The sequence below is a fragment of the Streptomyces sp. NPDC029956 genome (genome assembly GCF_055574655.1).
Genome location: NZ_JBVHZJ010000027.1, coordinates 1 through 23,971, shown reverse-complemented (window position 1 = coordinate 23,971; position 23,971 = coordinate 1). Strand labels below are relative to the sequence as shown.

The window sequence follows — 23,971 nt, the reverse complement described above, 5'->3', positions numbered from 1 at the left end:
CACGGGAAGCGGGGTCGGAGGCCGGTCGCCGGCGGGCACCGGCTCTCCGGGCGCGGGGTGGGGCCGGGGCGGTGACGGCGGGTGGGGAACGGCCATACAGCCGGCGGTGAGGAGTACGGAGAGCAGGAGGAACGTCGTACGGCGGGGGTGCATGGGGATCACCGTGCCCGAACCGGCCCGGGGCGCGCGGCTGCTCGGACCGGGTCCACCGTCACGGGTGAACCGGTCGTGCGGAGCCCCCACCCTTCACCCTTCACCTCTCGCCCTTCACCCCTCACCCCTCGCCCCTCGCCCTACGCCCCTCACCCTCCCCTCTCACTCCTCGCGCAGCGTCCTCACCAGGTCACGAGGCAGACCATGCGTGTCGTGGAGGTAATGGAGGTCCCCCTCGTCCAGCGGGCGCTGGAACCGCGGGCGGGCGAGCACCTGCCGGCCGCGTTCGAGGAGCCGTCCGAACCGGCCTTCCTCGTCGAGCAGCATCCGACGCACCTCGCCCGGGTCCGTGTCCTGCCGGAAGTGGTGCAGGGTGTGCTCGATCAACTCGGACGGAAGGTCGCCCAGGCTGCGCGTCGGGTCGTCCCGCCACAGCACGGTGAGCACGCGGCGGACCAGACGGCGCACCACGTACCCCCGTCCGGTGCTGCCGGGCCGCACCCCGTCGCCGCTCACCACGACGGCCGAGCGCAGATGGTCGTGGACGAGTCGCCGGGTCTGTTCGTCCAGCGTCCAGATCAGCGGGACGAGGCGGCGCCAGGGGTCGAAGACGTCGCATTCGAACACGGACGGCTTCCCCTGGAGCAGCGAGGCGAGCCGTTCCAGGCCGAGCCCGGTGTCGACGTTGCGCTGGGGCAGCGGGACGAGGGAGCCGTCGTCGAGGCGGCGGTGACGCATCATCACGTGGTTCCACACCTCCACCCAGCGGTCGTCCTCGGTGGGTGTCGAGCGGGGCGGGCTGTCCCCGCTCCACAGGAAGATCTCCGAGTCGGGGCCGCAGGGGCCGGTCGGCCCGTTGGACCACCAGTTGTCGGTGACGGTGAGCTCCACGGGGACGCCGCGGTTCTGCCAGAGTTCCAGCGAGGCGCTGTCCTGTCCCGTCCGCTCGTCTCCGGCGTACACGGTGGCGTGGAGGAGGCCCGGGTCGATGCCGAGGCCCTCGGTGAGCAGGTCGTATCCCCATTCGAGGCTCTGGGGGCCCTCGTAGTCGCCCAGCGACCAGGTCCCGAGCATCTCGAAGACGGTCAGATGGGTGGCGTCCCCGACCTCCTCCAGGTCCGTCGTGCGCAGACAGCGCTGTACGTTGACGAGGCGCCGGCCCTGCGGGTGGGGGCGCCCCTCCAGGTGGGGGGTGAGGGGGTGCATGCCGGACGTGGTGAACAGGACCGGGTCGCCCGGGGGCGGCAGCAGCGTCGATCCGGTGATGCGGTGGTGGCCGCGCTCCTCGAAGTACTCGACGAACGTACGGACGATGTGCTCGGTCTTCATGGGATGACTCCTTCGCGTACGGCAAGGGAGGCACCGGAGAACGGGCCGGCAGGTCGTCGCATCGGGCGGAGGAGCCACGGAAACACCGACGGGCCGTTTCCGGTCGCCGATGGGAGGGGGAAGGTCAGGCGGCGGCAACCGGCGAGCTGGTCGCTCGCGCGGTCGCGGTGAGGCTTCGGCCGGTGACGTTCATACGGGCGACGCTAGCGTGCCGCCGTCGTTCGGGCAGCTGGTTTTCCACCCGACGGCCGAGGCCGACGGTCATGGCGCCTGGCATCAGGAGCCCCACCAGTCGCATGGGCAAGCCGCCGAACCGGTACCCGTTCTCGCTCCCGGAGCGTCGTCTCCGGGACTATGCGTACGATCGTACGCTTCAGGGCGTACGATCGTACGCATGACGACCGACTACTTCGCCGACGACCCGCGCACCCCTCTGGAGCGCATGCTGGCAGGCGACCTCTACATCGCCGACGATCCCGAGATCGCCGGCCGGCAGCGGCGCGCGATGCGGCTCGCCGCCCGCTACGAGCACGCCTACCTGGAGGATCCCGCCGAGGCCGGCACCATCCTCGGGGAACTGCTCGGGTCCGCGGGCGAGGGCATCGACGTGCGGCCGCCGCTCCGCGTCGACTACGGCAGCAACATCACCATCGGAGCCCGTACCTTCGTCAACTACAACCTGACCGCGCTCGACGTCGCCGCGATCACCATCGGCGAGGACTGCCAGATCGGGCCGAACGTCCAACTCCTCACACCCACGCATCCCTTGGAGCCGCAGCCCCGGCGGGACAAGCTGGAGGCCGCGCGGCCGATCACCCTCGGGGACAACGTCTGGCTCGGCGGCGGCGTCATCGTCTGCCCGGGTGTGACCATCGGGGACAACAGCGTCATCGGCGCCGGCGCGGTCGTCACCCGGGACATCCCCGCGAACGTCGTCGCCGTCGGCAACCCCGCCCGGCCCGTCCGCGACCTCTGACGGCCCCTGCCGCCATGGCCACCGGACACACCGACCCGCGGCGCCGCGAGCGCATCCTCGCCGCCGCCCTCGACCACATCGCCGACGAGGGCGTCGCCGGCGTCTCGCACCGCCGGATCGCGGCCCGCGCCGGCGTTCCCCTCGGCTCGATGACCTATCACTTCGCCGGCATCGACGAGCTGCTGCGCGAGGCGTTCACGCTCTTCGCCGACCACATCGTCACCGTCTTCGAGCAGCACCTGGCCGATGTCGACGGTCCCGACCGGGCGCGTGAGGCCGTGATCGACCTCGTTCACACCATCTCCGACGGGCCGCGCCGCGACCTCGTCCTCACCCAGGAGCTGTACACACTGGCCGCCCGGCGTCCGGAGTACCGCGAGCTGACCCAGGCGTGGATGCGGCGCAGCCGGATCCTCCTCGAACGGCACTTCGACCCCGGCACCGCGCGCCAGCTCGACGCGCTGATCGAAGGGCTCACCCTCCACCGGGCCCTCGATCCCGCACCGCACGACCGCGGACTCACGAGCGAGGCGGTCCGTCGGATCACCACCCCCGCACAGGCCGGGTAGACCGCTACGACGTCCCGCCCGGGTCCTTCTCCGTCCGGTGCCCGCGGCGGGCGTCGCGGTCGAAGATGCCGAGGATCTCGCACGGGCCGCCCTCGGCGCCGATGGCGTGGGGCAGCATCGTGGGGAACTCCGCGGCCTGGTTGGTCTCCACCCGGATGCGGCGGTTGCCGAGCAGCAGGACGGCGGTGCCGGAGAGGACGACGAGCCACTCGCGGCCCGGATGGGCGCGCAGGCGTGCGGGGCTGTCCGGTGGGGGTTCCGTCATCCGCTGGCGTACGACGGTCATGCCCGGTTCCGCCTTGATGGGCCAGCGCATCAGCCCGTGGGCGCCGTCGATCATCGGACTGGTGACGACGTCGTCGGTGGCCGTCTCGACCAGCTGGTCGAGAGTGGTGTCCAGGGCTCGGGCGAGGGTGACGAGCTGGTCGAGGGCCAGGCGGCGCCGACCGTTCTCGATGCGGCTGAGGGAGGACTGGCTGAGGTTGGCGCGGGTGGCCAGTTCTTCGAGGGACCAGCCCTGAGCGACGCGCAGGGCACGGATCCTTTTGCGCACGAGGCTGTCCAGCTCACCATCTTCTTGCGTCATAAGCATCAATGTATGCCCCTTCCGCAAACTCTGCCTACGGTCGGGGCATGAATCCCCACCACACGCCCGTCCAGGTGAGCGTCGACGCCGACCCGCGCGGCACCACCGACGCGAGCGCACCCTCTCCTGGCGCAGCCGGTCCTGACGCGCCCGCTCCTGGCACCCTCGATGCGCGTCGACGTCGTACCGTCCTGATCGCCGTCTGCGTCGCCCTGATGGCCGTCATCGCCTCCGTGTCCGGTCTCAACGTGGCCCAGCCCGACCTCGCCGTCGCCTTCGGCGCCTCGCAGAGCACGATCCTGTGGATCGTCAACATCTACACGCTCGCCCTCGCCGCGCTCCTGCTGCCGCTCGGCGCCATCGGTGACCGCCTCGGCCGCAAGCCCGTGCTGCTCGGCGGTCTGGCGGTCTTCGGGGCGGCAGGAGTGGCCGCCGCGCTGGCCCCCTCCGCGGAGGTCATGCTCGCCGCGCGTCTGCTCGGCGGCGTGGGCGCGGCGATGATCATGCCGATCACCCTGGCCGTCATCACCACGACCTTCCCCGAGGAGGAGCGCGGTCGGGCGATCGGGGTGTGGACCGGGGTGGCCGGTGGTGGCGGCGTCCTGGGCATGTTCCTCTCCGCGGCCCTGGTCGACGTGGCGAACTGGCGGTGGCTCTTCGTGCTGCCCGTCGCGCTCGTCGTCGTGGCCTTCGCCCTGACGCTGCGGTCCGTGCCCGACTCCCGTGAGGCCTCGGGGCACTCCTTCGACACGGTCGGCGCGCTGACCTCGGTCGTCGCCGTGGTCGGCCTGGTCTTCGTCCTCCAGGAGGGCCCGGAGCGGGGCTGGGCCGCCCCGGCGACCTTGCTCGGCGGCACGGTCGGTGTCGTCGCCGCCGTCGGTTTCGTCGGGTGGGAACTGCGCCGCCGGGATGCGGCGCTCCTGGACCTGCGTCTGTTCGGCAAGCGCTCGGCAGCGACCGGATCGCTCACGCTCCTGGTGCTGTTCGGCGTCCAGGCGGGCGTGTTCGTGGTCCTCTTCCCGTTCTTCCAGGCCGTGTCGGGCTGGTCCGGTCTGCTGTCCACGCTGGCGCTCATGCCGATGGCGGTGGCCATGATGGCGTCCTCGGGTCTCGCTCCGAGGCTCGCGGGCCGGGTCGGTGCCCGTTCGACGATGGCGACGGGAATCCTGACGGCCGGTGCCGGCCTGGCCCTGATGGCCACGTATGTCTCCGTCGACGGCGGCTACCTGTCCGTGCTGCCCGGCATGCTCGCCATGGGGACCGGCATGGGCCTGTCCATGACGCCCTCGACCGAGGCCATCACCGGTTCCCTGCCGCGTGAGCGTCAGGGCGTCGCCTCCGCGCTCAACGACGTCACGCGCGAGTTCGGCACCGCGCTCGGTGTCGCCCTGCTCGGCGCGATGGTCTCCGCCGGTTACCGCGGCACCATCGACACCCGGCTCGACGGCGTCCCCCAGGGGGTGGCCGACACAGCCCGCGAAGGCCTCGCGAACGCCGTCGAGGCGGCGGGCGGAGCCGGCTCCCACGGGCGGGCGCTGATCCGAGCGGCCCGGGAGTCCTTCGTCGACGGCTGGCAGCAGGCCATGTGGGCGGGCGTCGTCGTGATGGCCGTCCTCCTCTTCTGCGTACTCGCCCGAGGCCCGAAGGGCACTCGGACGGAGACACCCGGGAAGGATGACGATAGTTTGCGCGGAATTACGGAACGTTCTCCAGAAGGATCGTTTCCTTCCGCATGAAGCTGTTCTGAATACTGGTCAGGAACAGTTGAGGGGTTGACGATCGCAGGTGGCGGGCAGGTTTGGAGGGCCGCGAGCCGGGCATCGTCCGGCGTCACGGCAGTGCGGCCGTCACCTCGTGCGGGAGTGCACACAGCCCAACCGCGTCCCTCCGCGGCCGAACGAAGAAGGAGGTTGGTCCCCATGACAGTGCGTGCTCTCGAGCAGCCCCGGCTGTGGATGCCCTATCCACTGCGGGTGAATCCGTATCTGTCGGCCCTGCACGAGGAGAGCGAGACGTGGGCGCGCGCGATGGGCATGCTCGACGGTGCGGAAGGACCGTCGGGGCATCCCCCCATATGGACCCGGACGCAGTTCCATGCCATGACGGTCGACCAGCTGACCGCCTGGGCACTACCCGATGCCTCGTTCGCCGACCTCAGGCTCAACCACCGTTTCAACATATGGGCGTTGGCGTGGGACGACTACTTCGCCGCCGCTTTCAAGCAGACCGGTGACCTGCCCGGCGCCGTGGCCTTCACCGCCCGACTGCACGAGTTCCTCCGACCGGACTTCGGCAACGGCGCCCGGTCGCCCGAGCCGTCGAACCCGGTCGAGCGGGGCATCGTCGATCTGCAGCGGCAGCTCTTCCCGCCCCGACTGGCGCACTGGCGGCACGAGTTCAACCGCGCCCTGGTGCGCTACGTCGACGCGGGGGTCGAGGAACTGGCCAACAGCCGCGGCGGCCGTGTCCCCCACCTGATCGAGTACGCCCCGTTCCGGCGCGAGAGCTTCGCCGCCCACACCGCCCCGTACTCCGTCGAGCTGGCCACCGGCGCACGCATCCCCGAGCAGATACGGCACAGCCGGACCGTACGAGCCCTGCTCGACGCCTTCATGGACTACATGGGTCTCGCCAACGACCTCGCGTCGTACGAGCGGGAGGTCCACGAGGAACACGACGTCAACAACCTGGTCGTGGTCCTCGGTACGTCCCTGGGCATCGCCCTCCACGACGCCGTACCCGCCGCCCTGAATCTGGTGAACACCCGGCTGCGGGACTTCGAGCACCTCCGGCAGAGCGAACTCCCGCAGCTGGTAAGGCGATCGGGCCTCGACCACGACGAGCGGGCCGAACTGGAGACCTGGCTCCAGGGGGCCTGCGGCTTCCTGTCCGGCCTCCACGCCTGGTACACGGGAGCGCCTCGCTACGCCGCCGCGGACCTCTCCGTACCGGAACAGCGGCAGCGGTCCTGACCCGGCGAGGGGGACACCGACGGCCAGGCGTCGGCAGCCCCCTCGGCGCACGGCCTATCCCCTCCGCAGGAGGCGCTTGAGCCGTGTCCGCCACGAGGGGCGGGGTGCGGGGCGGCGCTCCGGCTCGGGCGCGGGCTCCGGCTCCGCCGTCTGCCACGGCGGTGCCGCCGGCGTCCCGACGCTCGGGGCCGGCGGGGCCGGCAGCGGGCTCGGGACGTCGAAGTCCTGGGGGGCGCGCGCGGCGAAGCTCACGGGCAGCGCCGTCAGGTGCCGGGCCCAGGTGGAGGAGCGCCAGGTGAGGTCCTCCTCGGGGATCGACAGGGCGATGTCGGGGAGCCGGGTGAGCAGGATGTCGATGCCGGTGTCGGCGATGATGCGGCCGATGTCCTGGCCGGGGCACTCGTGGGTGCCGGCGCTGAACGACAGGTGCGCGCGGTTGTGGTGCACCGGCGTCGCGGGATCCGGGCGGATCGCCTCGTCGACGTTTCCGGCGGCGAGGCCGAGCAGGAGCATGTCCCCGGCTTTGATCTGCTGTCCGCCGAGGGTGGTGTCGCCGTTGGCCCAGCGGCCGGGGCACACCATCAGCGGGGGCTCGTCCCAGAGGACCTGCTCCACCGCTTCCGGCAGGGTCATCTGGCCGCCGGCCAGCGACCCGCGGAACCGGGGGTCGGTGACCACCATGCGCAGGACGTTGGACATGAGGTTGGCGGTCGTCTCGTACCCGGCGAGGAGGATGAGGCGCAGGTGGTGCTGCACCTCCTCGTCCGACAGGTTCGCGGGGTGGGCCAGCAGCGCGGACGCGATGTCCTGCCCGGGACGGATCCGCTTGGCGTCGACGAGCTGGGCGAGGCTCTCCAGCACGTACGCGTTGCTGGCGAGCGAGGTCTCGGTGGCCTTGAAGAGGTCACGGGCCGCGTGGACGAGCCGGGGGCCCGCCTCGTCCGACATGCCGAGCAGATGGGTCAGCGTGAGCATGGGGACGTGCTCGGTGAACTGGCCGACGAGTTCCGCCTCGCCGTCCTCGCAGAACGTGTCGATCACCTGGTGCGCGAAGCGGGTGATGTGACGGCGGATGCCGCGGTGGTCGAACTGGCTGAGGCCGGCCGTGACCGCGCCGCGCAGCCGCTGGTGCTCCTCGCCGTCCGCGCAGACGCAGTCGGGGCGCCAGCCGATCATCGGCACCAGCGGTGAGGTGGCGGGGTCGATCTCGCCGCTGCGCCAGCCGTGCCAGACGCGGGGGTCGCGGGAGAACTGGGTCGGCCGGCTGGCCACGTCGCGGTTCTCGAGGTAGCCGAGGACGAGCCAGGCGCGTACGTCGCCGTCGAGCAGCACGGGCGCCACCGGACCGTGTTTGGCGCGCAGTTCCTCGTACAGGCCCATCGGGTCCGTCTCGGCGGCGCCGCCGTAGAGGCGGGTCGCTCCACCGGGTCCGGTGGCGACGTGGGCCGGGCAGCCCGGAGGGGGGATCGCCCCGGACAGCCCTGTGGTGTGTTCGGCGGGTGGGAGGGTCATGCGGTCTCCTGGGCGGCGGCGAGGGTGCGCAGGTAGACCATCAGCGACAGCAGGGCGTCACGGCAGGACGCCCGGTCACGTGCGTCACAGGTGACCATGGGCACGGATTCGCTGAGGGCCAGAGCAGCGCGCAGGTCTTCTACGGGGTGGTGCGGAGCCTCCGGGAACGTGTTGACGGCCACGACGAACGGGACGCGGCGGTCCTCGAGGCGGGTGATGACTTCGAAGCAGACTTCGATCCTGCGGGTGTCGACGAGGACGACGGCGCCGAGCGCGCCTTCGAAGATGCCGTTCCACAGGAACCAGAAGCGCTCCTGTCCCGGCGTCCCGAACAGATAGAGGATCAGCTCCTCGTTGATGCTGATCCGTCCGAAGTCCATGGCGACGGTGGTGGTGTTCTTGCCCTGGGCGCCGGGGTTGTGGTCGATGCCCACGCCCGCCTGCGTCATGGTCTCTTCGGTGGTCAGGGGCGGGATCTCGCTGACCGCGCCGACCATGGTCGTCTTGCCGACGCCGAATCCTCCGACGATCACGACCTTGACGCCCCTGGCGCTGTGGGGCAGCGGCATGTCCGTGCCGCGTGCGCCGGCAACGCGTACGTCAGAGCTTGCGTAGTCCATGGATCACCGCCTCCAGCAGGCCGCGTTCGGGGAACGCCGCGACGGGCACGGGTGCGATGGCCTCGACCCGTTCGTCCTCGACGAGTTGGGAGAGCAGCGTGGTGACGACGCTGAAGGGAAGGCTGAGGTACGCGGACACCTCGGCCACCGAGAGCGGGTAGGCGCACATCGTGAGAATGGCGGCCTGCTCGGGCTGCATCGCGGCGTCCGGCTCGGAGCGGGTCGCGATGAGGGTGACCAGGTTGAAGGTGTTCGCCGCGGAACCCGTGCCCCCGGTAATGACGTAGAGCGGAACGGGATCGGTTTCATTCCAGGGGTCCTGGTTCTCCGATGTCACATCGCCTGCCCGACGTCCTCACGAGGAGGGCTGGTCATGTGCTGTCCGATCCGGACCACCAGCGTCCGCATCCGGTCGCCCAGCAGGCCGGCGTCCACCTGGTCGTCGGCGAGCACCGCGAGGTAGGCACCGGGGCCTGCCGCCATCAGGGAGAAGTAACCGCCGTCGGCCTCGATCCCGACCATCCTCGTCGAGCCGTCCCCCTCGGGGAACCGCTGGGCGATGGCCCTCGCCAGGCTCTGGATGCCGGAACAGGCCGCGGCGATCGCGTCGGCCGTGTCGGGTTCCGTGTTCGACTGCCCGATGCACAGGCCGTCCGCCGACAGCACGACGACGTGTCGTACGTACGGGACGCCGCCCACGAGCTCCTTGAGCATCCAGTCCATGTTCGGCAGTGGCAGCATGTTACTCGACCTCATCTGAAGGCTCGCTGTGTGAAGGGGAAGGTTCGGCGGCCGTGCGCTTGTCGCCGTTGAAGGCCTCCCACATCAGACCCGGCTGACGGGTCGTGCCGGAGGACCCCCGGGTGGCGGCCGGAGCGGGGGGCGTGGGGCCCACCTGGACGATCGGCGTCTGGACGGGTGTCTCGCGTCGCCGCTGCGGGAGTCCGTTGACGGTCTTCCCGACCTCCGCGGATTCCCTCGGGGCGTCGCCCGGGGGCGTCGGCCTGGGCAGCATCGGGCCTCCCGTGCGCCGTCGGGCGGGCGGCTGCGGATACCGCACGGCGGACTGCGGCACGGTGGTGATCAGGTTCCTGGGCACCAGCACCACGGCCCGTACGCCTCCGTAGGCGGAGGTGCGCAGGTCGACCTCGCAGCCGTGCTCGCGGGCCAGCCGGCTGACGACGGGCAGACCGAGCTGCGTCACCTCGCCGAGTCCGGCCAGGTGGATGCCGGACGCCGACTGCGCCATGATGCGCTCGACGCGTTGACGGACCTCTTCGGTGAGTCCGACTCCGCGGTCCTCGATCTCGATGGCGATGCCGGAGGGCACCTCGCTCGCGGACACCTCCACCGGGGTGTGCGGCGGAGAGAACGTGGTGGCGTTGTCGAGCAGTTCGGCGAGGAGGTGCATGAGCGGCTCGGCTCCGGGGCCGACGACGGCCACGGCGGTCACCGACTGCAGCTTCACCCGGGGGAAGTCGACGATGCGCGACATGGCTCCGCGCAGCACGTCGTAGAGGGGGATCGCCTTCGACCACTGTCGTCCGGGCCGCGCGTCGCCGAGGACGGCGATGCTGGCCGCGAGGCGGCCGATCAGGGCGGTGCGGTGGTCGACGCCCTGGAGTCCGCGGGAGACCACGAGATCGGTGCCGTGGATGATCTGCATCTGGTGCAGGTCCTTGGCGAGCTGGTGCACGATCGCCTGGACGCGGCGCGCGACGGCGACGAGTGCCCGCTGGGAGGCGTCCCTGGTGTACTCCTCGGCCTCCACCGCTTCCAGGAGCGTCTGCAGAGCACCTCGGACCGCTTCGGTGAACTCCTCGTCGAGGTGCTCACCGAAGTTGACGGACCGCAGGATCTCCGAGGCGGGGTCGCCCTTCTTCATCCGGGCGACCGCGGCCGGGAGCAGCTCCTCGGCGAGCCAGACGGTGGTGGCGCGCTGATCGGCCAGGCGTCCGAGCAGCGCGGACTCGCGTTGCGCGTAGTACTCCTGCGCGTCGACGATCGCCCGCTCGTAGCGCACCGCGTCCCGCGACCGCAGTCGGCGCGCGGTCACGGCAGACGTGACGGCCGTCAGTGCGACCGCGGCGAGACCGCACCAGGCGATGGGTGTCCGTATCTGTGCAGAGGAGAAGAGAAGCGCTATGGCAAAGGCTCCGGCCAGAACTCCCGGAGGGAGGAGCCAGACGCGATCGACCGCGGGTGGCCGGGCTCTGGAAATTGAACCTGCACGAACCATCAAGGGGTCCCTAATCAGTCTGGAATGAACGGACTGAGGTGATGCGATGCACCGACTGGAACGAATCGGGCTTCTTTCGGGCGATTGCCCCGTTCCTTCCGCTCGGCACCACAGCGTTCATGACTCGCTGTGACCGCAGCGCAACACACGGGGGAGCATAGTCAGTTCGGGTTCGCCATGTGACCGTGCTGGAAGGGCTGCCTCCAGTGGTCATTCTCGGCCCATAAAACGACCATTCACTGCACGAAAAATGCAATGAACCGATCGCATCCTGGCGCCTATTCATCAGATTTCGCGGCCCCCGAACAGACGACCGCTCCGTGCGGAGCCGGCCCCGGCGGGGCCACGTACCCCTCTCCGGACTCGCCGCCAGCCCCTGTCGTGTGACGTGCGTCACGCCTTAAAAGTCTTTTAAGGAACAAGGTCGGAAAGCATCTGATTTAAGCCGCATTGAGGGCAGTTGACGCCTCCTTTGAACGACGGTCAAGATCTCCACGACTTCGCCACACACCCCTCGGCTTCACCTCATCTGGAGCAACTCGATGCGCAACAGGGCTGCCCTGACCACAGCAGTCACGCCCGTCGCCCGGGAAGCAGCGGGCCCGGAGCACCCGTCCGATCGCGTCTTCGGGAAGGTCGCTTGGCCCGACGTCAACGGCGCGGGAGCCCGCGGGCAGGACATCGAGCTCATCGACTCCACCGCGCGGCTGCCGAAGGTTCCGGCCCGTCAGGCCCGTGCCGCGGCGCCCTCCACCGGTTCGCGCCGCTCCCGGCACGCCCACCCGGCGCCCCCGGCGCGGCGGTCCATGCCGCTTCCCCTGATGGTCGCGGGCGCGCTCTCCGCAGGACTCGCCGGGGCACTGACGGTCTGGTTCTCCGCCGGCCCCGAACCCGCGCCGCCATCGCACCCGTCCCTCTCCCTCCCCGTTCCCGACCTCACGACCGCCTCGACCCCACCCGCGGCCCCCTCGGCCGACGGCCTCCCCGCCGCCGGCACGCACCCCTCGACCGAGGCGGGCGACGCGCGCGTCCGCGCCGCGCGGACCACCCCTCCCCCGGCCCCGACCACACCCGGGCCGCCCTCGGCCACCCCGTCCCGCACGCCCGCCCCCACGCACTCCCCCGTCCCCACGACCACGCCTCCGCCGCCGCCTTCCTCGCACCGCCCCCATCGGCCCGCACGGCCCACGCCGCGCGAGATCGCCCTGGGCAGCACCGGCCCCGAGGTCGCCGATCTCCAGCGACGGCTCCAGCAGCTCTACCTCTATCTCGGCTCGGCCGACGGCGTGTTCACCGAGTCCGTGGGCCAAGCCCTGAGCCGTTTCCAGATCGCCCGGAACCTTCCGGAGAGGCCGGGCGTCTACGGCCCGCTCACCCGCACCGCCCTCCGGGCCGAGACCGACTGAGTCCATACGCCCGCCCCAGCCCACCCCACCCCCTCGCGGAATCCAGAAAAGGACCAGTACATGAGCACCACCGGAAGAACGGGCCTTCGGCTGAGCAGTGCCGTGGCACTCGGCGTCGTCCTCGGCGTCACCGCCGCGGGCCCCGCCCTCGCCACGCCGCTCGCCCCTGCCTCCACCCCCGCCCCGGGGAGCACCCGGACCTGCCCGGCTCCCGGCGAGGAACCCGGTATCGGGAACACACCGCGGTTCACCGACAGCAACGTGGCCCTGTTCGCCGGCGGCGACTACACCGTCGACGGCGCGTCCGCCGAGGCCGAGGGCCTGCTGGTCGTCGGCGGGAACGCCAGGTTCGCCAAGTCGTCCGGCGGCGTGTTCAACGTCGGCCGCGCCGGCGCGGGTTCCGGCATCGTGCCGCCGCCGGGGTCGGTCATGCTGGCCGTGGGCGGGAACCTGGCGATAGCCGACGGGACGACGGTCGACGTCGGCCACGGCCTCACCTCCCCCTCCGGCTACGGCGGTGCCGTCCGCGTCGGCGGCGCCATCGACGAGAAGGGCAGGCTGGAGACGAACGGCGGGAACCGCTCGTCGGACCTGGGCGCGCGCGAGGCCCTCACGCCGTACGACACGTTCGCCGGCACCGTTCGGGACGAGTCGGCGTCCCTGGGGGCGCTGAAGCCCACCGGTACGACCGAGCGCCGGGGCGACACCGTCACCTTCGAGGGCGGCAAGGCCGGCTCCGGCCCGCAGGTGTTCGAGATCTCCGCCAAGGAGCTGGACGGCGCCTCGTCCTTCGACTTCCGGTCGATTCCCGAGCGCGCGGCCGTCGTGGTGAACGTGACGGGAGGTCAGGCGGTGGGCATCTCCCCCATGTCCGTCGGCTTCAACGGCGACCGCGTCGACGCGTACAGTTCGGCGCACTTCGGCGAGGCCGCGTCGCGGATCCTCTACAACTTCGAGGCGTCCCCGTCGCTCACCCTCGGCGGCGGAGGGAACTTCATGGGGTCGATCCTCGCCCCCAAGGCGTCCGCGGACCTGACGGCCAGCACGAACGGCCGCGTCTACATCGGCGGCGACCTGCGCACCCACGGCACGGGCAACGAGACCCACAACTACCCGTGGACCGGCTCCTCGACCTTCAGCTGCAAGCCCACGCCCGAGGGCCCGAGCACCACGCCCACGCCGACCCCCTCCGCCACGACGCCCACCACCGCGCCGCCGACCCCCACCACCTCGCAGCCCGCCGAGGAGACCCCGGGAACCCCGGAGACGACCGCGCCCGAGGGTTCCGCCCCTCCCACCGAGAGCAGCTCCGCGCCCGCCGCGCCCGGTACGACGCCGCCCTCGCCGTCCGTCACCGAGCCCGGCGACAGCTCCCTCGCGACCACGGGTGCGCAGCTCACCCCGTACGCCGTCGCCGCCGCGGCCCTGGGCGCGGCCGGTGCCGCGATCCTCGTGTTCACCCGTCGCCGCGCGGGCGCCCGGCGCTGACCCGGTGACCCGAAGGCACGCCCGACCGCGGGCGGGCCGCGCACACCCCGCAGAGCCGCCCTCCGGCCGGGAAGTCATCCCGGTCGGAGGGCGGCTCTGTGCCGTTCCCCCTCTCGGTGTCCTCATCTTCCGCCCACGGATACCTAGGGGGGTATTTGACTTGCCATGGCGAGTCCCTTTACGGTCGAGCTCGCACATACCCAGGGGGGTATCAGAAGCCAAGGGGTACCCCGGTGCGTGCATAGCGCACGAAAGGATGACCGTGTTCTTCGCCCAGTACTACCTCGACTGCCTCTCCCAGGCGTCCTACATGATCGCCGACGAGCGGACCGGCCGGGCGGTGGTCGTCGACCCGCGTCGCGACGTCTCCGAGTACCTCGCCGACGCCCGCAGCCACGGCCTCACCGTGGTCGGCGTCATCAACACCCACTTCCACGCCGACTTCGTCGCCGGCCACCTGGAGCTGGCCGACAGCACCGGCGCCTGGATCGGTTACGGCAGCCGGGCCGAGACCGAGTACCCGATCCGCACGCTGGCCGACGGCGAGCGGATCGTCCTCGGCGACGCCGTCCTGGAGATCATGGAGACGCCCGGGCACACCCCGGAGTCGATCAGCGTCCTGGTGTACGAGCACGGCGACGACTCCGTCCCGTACGGCGTCCTCACCGGCGACGCACTGTTCATCGGCGATGTCGGCCGGCCCGACCTGCTCGCGTCCGTGGGCGTCACCGCCGAGGAACTCGGCGCGATGCTCCACGACAGCGTCCAGAACAAGCTGATGGCCCTCCCTGACGAGGTGCGGGTCTTCCCCGCGCACGGGGCCGGCTCCGCGTGCGGCAAGAGCCTCTCCACCGAGAAGCAGTCCACGATCGGGGCACAGCGCGCCACCAACTACGCCTGCGCGCCGATGAGCCGGGACGCCTTCGTCGCGCTGGTCACCGCCGGGCAGCCCGCCGCGCCGGGCTATTTCGCCTACGACGCCGAGCTCAACCGGAAGAACCGGGAGCGGTACGACGCCACGACGGCGGCGCAACCGCTCTCCCGGGCCGAGTTCGCCGAGCTGCGCCGCTCGGGCGCGGTCGTCGTCGACGCGCGCCCGCCCCAGCGGTTCGCGGCGGGCCACCTGGTCGGCGCGGTGAACGTCCCCGCCGACGGGCGGTTCGCCGAGCAGGCCGGCAGCGTCCTCGACCCCGGCGACGAGCTGGTCGTCATCGCGCCGGAGAACCGCGAGGAGGAGGTCGTCACCCGCCTCGCCCGGATCGGCTTCGACCGCGTGGCGGGCTACCTGCGCGACCCCGAAGACGCCCTGGAGGAGCTGTCCGACGCGGTCACCCCGGCAAGCCGGCTGACCGCCGCCCAGCTCCGGGCCGCGCTCGCGGGCGCGCTCCCTCCGCTGGTCGTGGACGTGCGCACCTGTGGCGAGCGCGAGGCGAACGGCTTCCTCGACGACGCCCTGCACGTCCCCCTGAGCGAGCTCGCCCGGCGCACGGACGAGCTGCCCGCCGACCGGCCCCTGGTCGTGCACTGCGCCGGCGGCCACCGCTCCTCCATCGCGGCGAGCCTGCTGCGCCACCGCGGCTTCGAGGACGTCTCCGACGTCCTGGGCGGCTACGCGGCCCTGGACCAGCCCGCGGCCCCTGCCGCCGGCTGACCTTCCAGACACTCCCGGGGGCATCCTCGCCACTTCGAAACGGTGGCCCTTCACTGCCTATCGCATACCCCCCTGAGTATGCCCCCTCCTCTCCGCTGCCCACCTCCCTCCATCCCTCCATCCCTCCATCCCTCCATCCGGAGTCACGCATGAGCGCCACGCCCTCACCCGCCCCGCCGTCCTCCCTCACCCCCGTCGTCCTGCACCAGCTCGTCCGGGAGGGGCGCGCGCCGCGCCTCCTCGACGTACGGACGCCCGGCGAGTTCCGCACCGTGCACATCCCGGGCGCGTACAACGTCCCCCTGGACACGCTGCGCGAGCACCGCGCCGAGCTCCTCTCCCACCTCGACGAGGACGTCGTCCTGGTCTGCCGGTCCGGCGCCCGGGCGGCGCAGGCCGAGCAGGCGCTCGCCGACGTGGGACTGCCGAACCTCCGCGTCCTCGACGGCGGCATGAACGCCTGGGAGGGGGCCGGCGCGCCCGTGAACCGCGGGCCCGAGCGCTGGGACATGGAGCGCCAGGTGCGCCTCGTCGCGGGCTCCGTCGTCCTGACCACCGGTCTCGTCGGCGTCCTGGTGCCGGGCGTCCATCTGATCGGGACGGCGATCGGCGCGGGACTGACCTACGCGGCCCTCAGCAACTCCTGCATGATGGGCGTCCTGCTCTCCAGGCTCCCGTACAACCGCGGCCCCCGCCCCGACATCCGTACCGTGATCGCGGAGCTGCGGAGCACGCCGTGACCGTCCTCGTCGTCGCCGCCTCCCTGCTCATCGGCGTCAGCCTGGGCGTGCTCGGGGGCGGCGGGTCGATCCTCACGGTGCCGATCCTGGTGTACCTGGCGGGTCAGGGCACCAAGGAGGCGATCGCCGCCTCGCTGTTCGTCGTCGGCGTCACCAGCCTGGCCGCCCTGGTCCCGCACGCACGGGCGCGACGGGTCCGGTGGCGGACCGGCCTGCTGTTCGGCGTGTTCAGCATGGCGGGCGCGTACGGGGGCGGACGGCTCGCGGAGTACGTGCCCGGCCCGGTCCTGCTCGTCGGCTTCGCCGTGATGATGCTGGCCACGGCGGTGGCGATGCTCCGCAGGCCGCGCGGTGGGGGCCACCGCGACCGTGGGGCCGCGCGGCCCGAGAGGGCCGGTCAGGCCGTCGCGGGCATCGCCGTCAAGGGTCTGGCCGTGGGTGCCGTGACCGGTCTCGTCGGCTCCGGCGGCGGCTTTCTCGTCGTCCCGGCCCTGGCGATCCTCGGCGGACTTCCGATGGGCCTCGCGGTCGGGACCTCGCTCCTCGTCATCGCGATGAACTCGTTCGCCGGTCTCGCCGGTCACCTCACGGGCGTCTCGGTCGACTGGGGTCTCGCCCTGGTGGTCACCGCTGCCGCCGTGATCGGCAGCACGGTCGGCGCGCGGCTGGCGGGCCGCATCCCGCAGGACACCCTGCGGACGGCCTTCGGCTGGTTCGTCGTCGTGATGGGGGTCCTCGTCCTGGCCCGGCAGCTCCCCCCTGCCACCTGGACGCACCCCGCCACCTGGGCGGTACTCGGCGCCGGGTTCGGGAGCGGTACGACGGCCGTGATCGGCTCGCGCGTACGGCACGCCCCGCGGCACCCCTGAACCGGGCGCGCGGGGCCGCTGCCCGCGACGTGCCGCCGTCGTACGGGCTACTGCGGCTCGGTCGCGATCTGGATCAGGTTGCCGCAGGTGTCGTCGAAGACGGCGGTGGTGACGGGGCCCATCTCCACGGGCTCCTGGGTGAACCGCACCCCGAGGGCGGTCAGGCGCTCGAACTCCGCCCGCACGTCGTCCACGGCGAACTGGGCGAGCGGGATGCCGTCCTGGACGAGCGTGTCGCGGTACGGCTTGACGGCCGGGTGGCCGGCGGGCTCCAGGAGGAGTTCGGTGCCGCCGAGCTCGTCGGGCGAGACGACGGTCAGCCAGCGGTCCGTCTCGCCCAGCGGGACGTCGTGCTTCTTCACGAAGCCGAGGATCTCGGTGTAGAAGCGCTCGGCCTTGGCCTGGTCGTCGACGAAGACGCTGGTCAGGTGGATCTTCATGGGGTGTTCTCCTCCGGTCCGGACGGGTTCGGTGCGAGCCATCGGTCCGCGATCTGCCGCAACGGGGCTGTGTTCAGGTCGTGGAACTTGTAACGCCCCTCCCGTCTGGTCTCGACGAGCCCGGCGGCCTCCAGCACGGCAAGATGCTGGGAGACGCCCTGGCGCGAGATGCCGAGCTGGTGCTTCATGCTCAGCCGGGCGCATATCTCGAACAGCGTCTGTCCGGACTTCTGCGTCAGCTCGTCGAGGATGGTGCGGCGGGTGGGGTCGGCCAATGCTTTGAAGAGGTCGTCGGCCACCACCCCAGAATAGGCAAGCATTCACTTGCCTATCAAGTCGGGAGGAGCCCCCGGGGGCCGGGGCCGCCGAAGCGGCCGGCCGCCGAGGCCCCACCCGTACCCGCGTCAGCCCAGACGGATGTGGTCCACCGCCCAGTACCAGTTGTTTCCGGCGTCGTACATCCGGAAGCGGAGGGTCACCGTACGGGCCCCCGCCGGAACCGTGAGGTCCTTGCCGACGGCCGTGTTCTCGGCGTCCGGCGAACCGGGGCCGTACCGCAGCACGATCTGCTCCTCGCCCGAGTCGAAGACCGCGCGGACCTCGGCCTTCTGGTCGCCCTCCTGCCGGTAGTGGGAGTCGAAGTCCACCCGGAGGGTCGTACGGCCGGCCGGGATCGGGACCGCGGGCGAGACCAGCGTCGAGTCGAAGCGGCCCCTGCTCCCGGGCGCGCCGGTGTCGTCCCAGTCGTCCGGGTCGGCGACCGCGACGATGCCGAGGCCCCGGGTGAAGTTCGCCCGGTTCTGGGCGCCGGCCGACCAGGCGCGGCGGGTGTGGAAGGTCCAGCCCTGGAACATCGGTGTGCCCTGCGGCATGGCGGCCGCGTCGACGACCGACCAGCCGTCCGGTGCCGTCGCCGTCCAGCCGAGCACCTGGCCTCGCTCGACCAGCTTCCCGGCGAGCGACTGGAAGTCCTCGGCGAGCAGATGACCGCTCATGGACGGGGCGATCCGGGCCTGGATCTCGCCTTCGGCGAGGCGCAGTCCGTCGGCCGCGCGGCCGCGGGCGACCGCGAGCAGCCGGGCGGAGCCGTACGCCGGGGCGTCGGCGGGCACGGTGACGTCCCAGCTCACGGCATACGACGAACCGGCGTGCAGGGTCCTCGGCGGGGTGTCCGCGAGCTGCTTCGCCGTCCACCCGGAGGGCACCGTGAAGGCGAGGGCGACATCGTGGAGCTCGACGGGTCCGTGGTTGGTCACGGTGGCGGTGAACCGGGCCGTGGTCCCGCCCGCAACGACCGGCTCGTCACCGGCGACCGTGGTGACCTCGGTGGTGAGGGCGTCGGGGAGGCCCATCGCCGGGTCGGTGACGCCACGGGTCCGGCCCCGTTCGCGGCCGTGCCCGCGGTCCTGGTCCCGGTCGGCGAAACGGCCGGCGAAGCGGCGCAGGAAGCGCGGATCGTCGGCGGCGCTCACGGCGATGTCGTACCAGCGCTCGGCCGGCACCCGAAGCCTCACGGTGCGCTCGTCGCGCGCGCCGACCCGGACCTCACGGACCCCGCCGCCGTACGCGAGATCGCCGACGAGGAAGGTGCGGGAGCGTCGGCCGCGGTTCTCGATCCCGATCTCCACGTACGCGCGGTCGTCGTCGTACTCCTCCTTCAGGCGGGCCTCCAGGGCGTCGCCGGTGTCGCCGCGCAGCACCCACAGGGAGCCGTTGGGGCCGTGGACCCGCAGGTCGTAGGTGTCGCCCTGGAGCGCGCGGGCGCCGGAGAGCCGCTCGCCCGCGCCGACGGTGTAGAAGTCGGGGGCGCTGCCCGGCTCCCCGTACACCTGGAAGACGGCGGCCTGGCGGCCCTTGTTGCGGAGGTCGAGCTCGACCTTGCCGTCGCGGACCCGGGAGCGCAGCGACAGGGCGTACGGCACGGGGCGGGCGGGCCGGGTGCCGCGCTGCTGGCGCGGGAAGAACTGCGGCGAGGGGACGGCGATGGACGGCTTCCCGGAGGCGGCGTCGCCCTTCGCCACGTTGCCTCCGGTGTCGGGCAGTTCGGGCCGGGCGACGTCCTCGCCGGAGAAGTCGAAGACGGACGTCAGATCGCCGGTGACGGAGCGGCGCCAAGGGCTGATGTTGGGCTCGCGGACCCCGAAGCGGCGCTCCAGGAAGCGGATGACGGAGGTGTGGTCGAGGACGGTGGAGTCGACGACGCCGCCGCGGGTCCACGGGGACACGACGAGCATCGGCACCCGGAGTCCGAGGCCCATGGCGTGCGGTCCTGAGACCAGGGTCTCCCCGGCGGGCAGGGTGTCCGACCAGGTGAGACGGCCGTCGGCGGCGCGGACCCGGTAGCGGCCGTCCTGGGAGACGACCCGCATCGCGACGGCCCCGTCGGCCTGCCTCACCCGGACGACGACCTCGCCGTCCACGGACATGGTGGCCCTGCCGCGGTCGGCGGAGAGCGGCGGCACGGGCGGCATGCAGTGGTCGAAGAAGCCTCCGTGCTCGTCGTAGTTGAGGATGAAGACGGTCTTGGCCCACACCTCGGGGTGGTCCGCGAGCGCCTCGACGAGTCGCGCGGTGAGGTCCTCGCCGAACGGCGGGGGCCAGCTGGCGTGCTCGGAGAGGGCCTCGGGGGCGACGATCCAGGACACCTGCGGCAGGCGGTCGGCGGCCACGTCGGCGCGGAACGCCTCGACGAGGGCGTCGCCCATCTTGTGGCCGTCGCCCTGGTCGGCCGCGGCGCCGACCTTCGCCATGCCCCGGTCGTGGAGCGGCTCGCCGGGCTTCGCCTGCTGGAAGGGCTTGAACCACGCGAGGGCGTTGTCGTCGTAGTTGTCCCGGGCCTGGTAGGTCTTCCAGGTGACCCCGGCGCCCTGGAGCCGCTCGGCGTAGGTGGTCCAGGTGTAACCGCCGGGAATGTAGCTGTTGTTGTAGACGACGGTGTCGCCGACCGTGCCGCCGCTGGTGCCGGTCATGAAGTGGTCGCGGTTGGTGTTGGTGTTGCACTGGACCGACGCGTGGTACTGGTCGCAGACGGTGAAGGTGCGGGCGAGCGCGTTGTAGAACGGCATGTCGGCGGGCTCGTAGAAGCCGTGGCCGAGCCAGCCGCTGCTGCGGCCGGTGACGTAGCCGTCGGCCCGCCCGTCGTTCCAGAGCGGGAAGGAGTCGACGAAGCCGAAGGCGGGGGCGCCGTTCCGGTAGGCGTCGGTGTGGGCCGCGTTCATGGCGAAGGGGACGAGGTGGCCCTCGGGGCGGGAGGGGTCGGGCTGGTGGAAGACCGACCTGCCGTTGACGCCGCGGACGGCGGTACGGTCCCCGAGGCCTCGGACTCCGGGCAGGGTCCCGAAGTAGTGGTCGAAGGAACGATTCTCCTGCATCAGGACGACGACATGCTCGATGTCTTCCAGCCGGCCGGGGCGGGCGGGCGCGGCAAGGGCCTCGCGCACGCTGAGCGGCAGCGAGGCGAGCACGGCGGCGCCGGCGGCGCCGCCCAGCAGCGCGCGCCGGGAGACGTCGGGGGAGGGAGGCATGACGGGGGACTCCTCGGGTCTTTCGCGTCGGGACCCGCTGTGGTCCAGACCCGTTATGTCTAGGAGACCCGGGAGTCCCGGACTGGGGCTGCCGGTGAACGGGAGACGAACACCGACGCTGAATCCGATCACTCCGCCCCGATCCGGGCGCGGGGTCGGCTCACCAGCGCGCAGGGGCCGGGGCGGCGTCCGCCGCGGACGCGTTGTCAGTGCCTCGCGATAGCTTCGATCTTGTTCGAGCGGTTGCGCGAGAGGGGCGGATTTCGTGGGTGTCGAACGTGCGTTGAGGGTCGTTCTGGTCGATGTCAACGACGAGGTGGTGACGGCCTGGCGGTCCGCGTTCGCGGACACGCCCGAGGTGGAGATCCGGCGCGGATCCCTGCTCGACGTGGAGGTCGACGCGTGGGTGTCCCCCACCAACGCGCGGGGCCGGATGGACGGTGGCGTCGACGCCGTCGTCAAGCGGCACCTCGGCGCGGGCATCCAGGTGAGGGTGCAGCGGGCGATCCGCGACCGGTTCGGCGGGAGCCTGCCGGTGGGCAGCGCGGTGTGCGTCCCCTCCGGGGCGTCCGTACCGCGGTACCTGATCTCGACGCCGACCATGCGGCAGTCCTCGCAGAACGTCAGCGAGACGATGAACGTGGCGCTGGCGTGCGCGGCGGCGTTCCAGGCGGTGCACCTGCAGAACCGGGTGAAGCCCGGCAGCATCAGGTCGGTGGCGCTCGTGGGGATGGGCGCGCAGACCGGCCGGGTGCCGGCGGGGGTCTGCGCCAATCTGATGTGGACGGGCTACTCCCTCTTCCAGGACCACGGGTTCGAGGACTACGACGAGTTGCGGGCCGCGGTGCTCGGGCAGCTCGACGACATCGAGGGAGCGGGGTCCGCGCAGCGGGTCCGGATCGACGTCCCGCGGCGACGTTCCTTTCGCCACTGACGCGAAGGCTCCGCAGACCGGAACCGCACAGGGCGGGTCCACCGGCGACGGCCTCACCGAATCCGTACAGCATGCCGGTGCGCCCGAGGGGGCGGCCGGTCCGAGCTCTGGGAGTTCCGCCCTCGTGAACGATGTCGACGTGACGGCCGCAGGCGACGCCGGTTCCTCCGCCGGAGACCCCCTCGGTCTCGCCGATCTGTTCACCGGTGGCGGTGAGCCGTGGCTTCCGCTGCTGGCTCCGGTGATCGAGGCGCAGCCGGGGGCCGCCGGCTTCATCGGGCCGAAGCGCAGTCCGGAGGTGGTTCCGGTGCGCGAGCTGACGTTCCAGGCGTTGAAGCCCCATCCGCCGCACAAGTGGAAGGTGGTCGCCTTCGGACAGAACCCGTATCCGCGGGCGGAGAGCGCGACCGGCATCGCGATGTTCGACAACACCTTCAACGACTGGAAGGACAGCCAGTTCGGCCGTGTGGTCAGCATCCGCTGCATCATCAAGGCGGCCGCGATGTGGAAGTACGGCATCGTCAAGAAGACGCCGATCGCCGACGTGCGCGCGCTGTTGAAGAAGGAGGACACGGTCGCGCCGCCGGAGTGGTTCCAGGCGATGCTCACCCAGGGTGTGCTCCTGCTCAACGCCTCGCTCACCGCGAGTGCGGACGGGGCGTTGCCGACGGACCGTCACACGTCCTTCTGGCGGCCGGTGGCCGAGCAGATCGTCGAGGAGATCCTCCGGGCGAAGCAGGACGCCGCGGAGGAGGACCGGGGTGTGGTGTTCGCCTGGTGGGGCGCGCACGCCCGGAGCCTGAAGAGGGTCGTCCAGCGGCTGGAGAAGAAGTACCCGGGGGTGGAGGTCCGGCACCTCGACCACGCCAACCCGGCCGCCCAGGGCGACATCTTCTGCGACGGGGACCACTTCGCCCAGGTGAACGACGCCCTGGCCACGGTGGGCGCCGAGCCGGTCGACTGGCTGCCGAGCAAGGGCTGGGACCGGAGGGCGGCGGGCGCGGGCGGAGCGGGGAACGGTGACGTCGCGGAGCGGATGGGGGCGTTCATCGCCTCGACGATGGAGCTCCACCAGCTGTATCTGGAACGCCTCACGAGCGTCAAGGACGAGGGACTCGTCCTCCCGGCCGTCACCGGGGTGTTCGACACGCCTCTGATGGACTTCCGGAAGGCCGTCGAGCCGGTGACGCAGGTCCTCGCCCGGCTGGACCGGCACATCGAACGGTCGAGCGCGTTCGGCGAGTCGAAGGTCGCCGAGGCGGGGCCCCGGAGGTCCGGGGAAGCCTCGTCCGGGGAAGCGGCGTTCGGGGAGTCCGGGTTCGGGGAGGGACTGTCCGCCGACGCGATCGCGGCGCTGCACCTCTACACCTGCGAGTCGGCGTTCTACCGCGAGATCAACGCCGTCCTGCGGTCCCCGGACCGGGAGCGGCTGGTGCCCTATCTGCCGTATCTGCGGCTGCTGTTCTCGGCGATGGAGTCGCTGCCGGCGCAGACCCGGCCGTTGTGGCGCGGTGTGGCGCTGGATCTGCGGTCGCAGTATCCGCCGGGGCAGACGGTGACCTGGTGGGGCGTGTCGTCGTGCACGTCCGAGCTGGGCGTGGCGAAGGCGTTCCTCGGGAGCCGCGGCCGGCGGACCCTGTTCGAGGTCACCCCGGCGCGGGCGGTGGCGATCCGGAGGTTCTCCGCGTTCACCGGCGAGGAGGAGTACATCCTCGCGCCGGGCACCCGGCTGAAGGTCACGGAGGTGAAGGCCGAACGCGGCGGCCTCTGCACCGTGCGGCTGACCGAGCTGGAGGGTCAGGGCCTGGTCTCCTAGACCAGCACGTCGGGGTCCCGTCCGGTGGACCGGAACCACGTCGGGGGGGCGGTTCGGTGGGGCAGGGGACCCGGGAGGAGGAAGTTCTTTCACGGCAAGAATCGGGCCCTTTTACCAACCGGAAGGATGTTCCACGAAAAAACCAGG

21 protein-coding genes are annotated in these 23,971 nt (G+C 71.7%); 11 read left to right on the top strand and 10 right to left on the bottom strand.

All coding sequences use genetic code 11. The annotated features are described in order from the left end of the window. Positions 1–315 precede the first annotated feature (315 nt). The gene (locus tag ACZ4XX_RS21850; RefSeq protein WP_468509520.1) at positions 316–1,482 is read right to left on the bottom strand and encodes an alanine--tRNA ligase-related protein; all 1,167 of its coding nucleotides are present in this window, start codon (positions 1,480–1,482) and stop codon (positions 316–318) included. Between the two features lie 394 nt (positions 1,483–1,876). On the opposite strand from ACZ4XX_RS21850, the gene ACZ4XX_RS21845 reads away from it, so the two are divergent. Further along, positions 1,877–2,458 carry a sugar O-acetyltransferase gene (locus tag ACZ4XX_RS21845; RefSeq protein ID WP_468509519.1) on the top strand — a complete coding sequence of 194 codons (582 nt, stop codon included), beginning with the start codon at positions 1,877–1,879 and terminating at the stop codon, positions 2,456–2,458. A gap of 14 nt (positions 2,459–2,472) precedes the next feature. Beyond that, the gene (locus ACZ4XX_RS21840) at positions 2,473–3,027 is read left to right on the top strand and encodes a TetR/AcrR family transcriptional regulator (RefSeq protein ID WP_468509518.1); all 555 of its coding nucleotides are present in this window, start codon (positions 2,473–2,475) and stop codon (positions 3,025–3,027) included. A gap of 4 nt (positions 3,028–3,031) precedes the next feature. Here ACZ4XX_RS21840 and ACZ4XX_RS21835 read toward each other — a convergent pair whose 3' ends face one another. Then, positions 3,032–3,613 (bottom strand): helix-turn-helix domain-containing protein, encoded by a 582-nt coding sequence (locus ACZ4XX_RS21835; RefSeq protein ID WP_468509517.1) that lies wholly within the window; start codon positions 3,611–3,613, stop codon positions 3,032–3,034. Positions 3,614–3,660: 47 nt separating this feature from the next. Between ACZ4XX_RS21835 and ACZ4XX_RS21830 the strand changes: the two genes are divergently transcribed. Next, positions 3,661–5,349: an MFS transporter gene (locus tag ACZ4XX_RS21830; RefSeq protein ID WP_468509516.1), complete on the top strand. Its 1,689-nt coding sequence runs from the start codon at positions 3,661–3,663 to the stop codon at positions 5,347–5,349. A gap of 183 nt (positions 5,350–5,532) precedes the next feature. Further along, positions 5,533–6,585 carry a terpene synthase family protein gene (locus tag ACZ4XX_RS21825; RefSeq protein ID WP_468509515.1) on the top strand — a complete coding sequence of 351 codons (1,053 nt, stop codon included), beginning with the start codon at positions 5,533–5,535 and terminating at the stop codon, positions 6,583–6,585. Positions 6,586–6,639: 54 nt separating this feature from the next. Here the strand turns inward: ACZ4XX_RS21825 and ACZ4XX_RS21820 are convergent, their stop codons facing one another. The 5 genes from ACZ4XX_RS21820 to ACZ4XX_RS21800 are packed head-to-tail and all read right to left on the bottom strand — an operon-like array spanning position 6,640 to position 10,773. Then, positions 6,640–8,097 (bottom strand): cytochrome P450, encoded by a 1,458-nt coding sequence (locus tag ACZ4XX_RS21820; RefSeq protein WP_468509514.1) that lies wholly within the window; start codon positions 8,095–8,097, stop codon positions 6,640–6,642. After that, positions 8,094–8,717, bottom strand: coding sequence for a GTP-binding protein (locus ACZ4XX_RS21815; RefSeq protein ID WP_468509513.1), 624 nt, complete (start codon positions 8,715–8,717; stop codon positions 8,094–8,096). Before ACZ4XX_RS21815 ends, ACZ4XX_RS21820 begins: the two co-directional genes overlap by 4 nt. Continuing rightward, the gene (locus ACZ4XX_RS21810) at positions 8,698–9,054 is read right to left on the bottom strand and encodes a DUF742 domain-containing protein (protein WP_266901946.1); all 357 of its coding nucleotides are present in this window, start codon (positions 9,052–9,054) and stop codon (positions 8,698–8,700) included. The genes ACZ4XX_RS21815 and ACZ4XX_RS21810 overlap by 20 nt, the downstream gene beginning before the upstream one ends. Beyond that, complete coding sequence (locus tag ACZ4XX_RS21805; protein WP_229312772.1) at positions 9,051–9,458, bottom strand: roadblock/LC7 domain-containing protein; 408 nt, start codon at positions 9,456–9,458, stop codon at positions 9,051–9,053. Before ACZ4XX_RS21805 ends, ACZ4XX_RS21810 begins: the two co-directional genes overlap by 4 nt. Before the next feature lies 1 nt (position 9,459). Continuing rightward, positions 9,460–10,773 (bottom strand): ATP-binding protein, encoded by a 1,314-nt coding sequence (locus ACZ4XX_RS21800; RefSeq protein WP_468509512.1) that lies wholly within the window; start codon positions 10,771–10,773, stop codon positions 9,460–9,462. Positions 10,774–11,498: 725 nt separating this feature from the next. Here ACZ4XX_RS21800 and ACZ4XX_RS21795 point away from each other — a divergent pair. The 5 genes from ACZ4XX_RS21795 (at position 11,499) to ACZ4XX_RS21775 (ending at position 17,110) form a co-directional block, all read left to right on the top strand. Then, entirely contained in the window at positions 11,499–12,362 is an 864-nt protein-coding gene (locus ACZ4XX_RS21795; protein ID WP_468509511.1) for a peptidoglycan-binding domain-containing protein, read from the top strand. Between the two features lie 60 nt (positions 12,363–12,422). Next, on the top strand, positions 12,423–13,850 hold the full coding sequence (locus ACZ4XX_RS21790; protein WP_468509510.1) for a choice-of-anchor A family protein: 1,428 nt from the start codon (positions 12,423–12,425) through the stop codon (positions 13,848–13,850). 262 nt (positions 13,851–14,112) lie between these two features. Beyond that, a complete protein-coding gene (locus ACZ4XX_RS21785) occupies positions 14,113–15,501 on the top strand; it encodes an MBL fold metallo-hydrolase (RefSeq protein ID WP_468509584.1) in 1,389 nt (462 codons plus the stop codon). A gap of 149 nt (positions 15,502–15,650) precedes the next feature. Next, the gene (locus ACZ4XX_RS21780) at positions 15,651–16,241 is read left to right on the top strand and encodes a rhodanese-like domain-containing protein (RefSeq protein WP_468509509.1); all 591 of its coding nucleotides are present in this window, start codon (positions 15,651–15,653) and stop codon (positions 16,239–16,241) included. Further along, entirely contained in the window at positions 16,238–17,110 is an 873-nt protein-coding gene (locus tag ACZ4XX_RS21775; RefSeq protein WP_468509508.1) for a sulfite exporter TauE/SafE family protein, read from the top strand. Before ACZ4XX_RS21780 ends, ACZ4XX_RS21775 begins: the two co-directional genes overlap by 4 nt. A 47-nt stretch (positions 17,111–17,157) precedes the next feature. On the opposite strand, the gene ACZ4XX_RS21770 is transcribed toward ACZ4XX_RS21775, so the two are convergent. From ACZ4XX_RS21770 to ACZ4XX_RS21760, 3 genes are all read right to left on the bottom strand, one after another. Further along, entirely contained in the window at positions 17,158–17,550 is a 393-nt protein-coding gene (locus tag ACZ4XX_RS21770; RefSeq protein ID WP_468509507.1) for a VOC family protein, read from the bottom strand. Next, positions 17,547–17,849, bottom strand: coding sequence for an ArsR/SmtB family transcription factor (locus ACZ4XX_RS21765; protein ID WP_468509506.1), 303 nt, complete (start codon positions 17,847–17,849; stop codon positions 17,547–17,549). The genes ACZ4XX_RS21770 and ACZ4XX_RS21765 overlap by 4 nt, the downstream gene beginning before the upstream one ends. A gap of 105 nt (positions 17,850–17,954) precedes the next feature. Further along, positions 17,955–21,074, bottom strand: a complete 3,120-nt coding sequence (locus ACZ4XX_RS21760; protein WP_468509505.1) for a phosphocholine-specific phospholipase C — start codon at positions 21,072–21,074, stop codon at positions 17,955–17,957. A 265-nt stretch (positions 21,075–21,339) separates the two neighbouring features. On the opposite strand from ACZ4XX_RS21760, the gene ACZ4XX_RS21755 reads away from it, so the two are divergent. After that, on the top strand, positions 21,340–22,008 hold the full coding sequence (locus ACZ4XX_RS21755) for a macro domain-containing protein (RefSeq protein WP_468509504.1): 669 nt from the start codon (positions 21,340–21,342) through the stop codon (positions 22,006–22,008). Between the two features lie 124 nt (positions 22,009–22,132). Further along, positions 22,133–23,824: an ADP-ribosyltransferase domain-containing protein gene (locus tag ACZ4XX_RS21750; RefSeq protein WP_468509503.1), complete on the top strand. Its 1,692-nt coding sequence runs from the start codon at positions 22,133–22,135 to the stop codon at positions 23,822–23,824. The last annotated feature ends 147 nt before the right edge of the window (positions 23,825–23,971 follow it).

What these genes read in the sequence shown, in the direction of transcription:
- ACZ4XX_RS21760 (WP_468509505.1), bottom strand. Translation starts at nt 21,074, where the DNA reads ATGCCTCCCTCCCCCGACGTCTCCCGGCGCGCGCTGCTGGGCGGCGCC.
- ACZ4XX_RS21820 (WP_468509514.1), bottom strand. Translation starts at nt 8,097, where the DNA reads ATGACCCTCCCACCCGCCGAACACACCACAGGGCTGTCCGGGGCGATC.
- ACZ4XX_RS21770 (WP_468509507.1), bottom strand. Translation starts at nt 17,550, where the DNA reads ATGAAGATCCACCTGACCAGCGTCTTCGTCGACGACCAGGCCAAGGCC.
- ACZ4XX_RS21825 (WP_468509515.1), top strand. Translation starts at nt 5,533, where the DNA reads ATGACAGTGCGTGCTCTCGAGCAGCCCCGGCTGTGGATGCCCTATCCA.
- ACZ4XX_RS21805 (WP_229312772.1), bottom strand. Translation starts at nt 9,458, where the DNA reads ATGCTGCCACTGCCGAACATGGACTGGATGCTCAAGGAGCTCGTGGGC.
- ACZ4XX_RS21840 (WP_468509518.1), top strand. Translation starts at nt 2,473, where the DNA reads ATGGCCACCGGACACACCGACCCGCGGCGCCGCGAGCGCATCCTCGCC.
- ACZ4XX_RS21835 (WP_468509517.1), bottom strand. Translation starts at nt 3,613, where the DNA reads ATGACGCAAGAAGATGGTGAGCTGGACAGCCTCGTGCGCAAAAGGATC.
- ACZ4XX_RS21795 (WP_468509511.1), top strand. Translation starts at nt 11,499, where the DNA reads ATGCGCAACAGGGCTGCCCTGACCACAGCAGTCACGCCCGTCGCCCGG.
- ACZ4XX_RS21830 (WP_468509516.1), top strand. Translation starts at nt 3,661, where the DNA reads ATGAATCCCCACCACACGCCCGTCCAGGTGAGCGTCGACGCCGACCCG.
- ACZ4XX_RS21850 (WP_468509520.1), bottom strand. Translation starts at nt 1,482, where the DNA reads ATGAAGACCGAGCACATCGTCCGTACGTTCGTCGAGTACTTCGAGGAG.
- ACZ4XX_RS21790 (WP_468509510.1), top strand. Translation starts at nt 12,423, where the DNA reads ATGAGCACCACCGGAAGAACGGGCCTTCGGCTGAGCAGTGCCGTGGCA.
- ACZ4XX_RS21845 (WP_468509519.1), top strand. Translation starts at nt 1,877, where the DNA reads ATGACGACCGACTACTTCGCCGACGACCCGCGCACCCCTCTGGAGCGC.
- ACZ4XX_RS21815 (WP_468509513.1), bottom strand. Translation starts at nt 8,717, where the DNA reads ATGGACTACGCAAGCTCTGACGTACGCGTTGCCGGCGCACGCGGCACG.
- ACZ4XX_RS21780 (WP_468509509.1), top strand. Translation starts at nt 15,651, where the DNA reads ATGAGCGCCACGCCCTCACCCGCCCCGCCGTCCTCCCTCACCCCCGTC.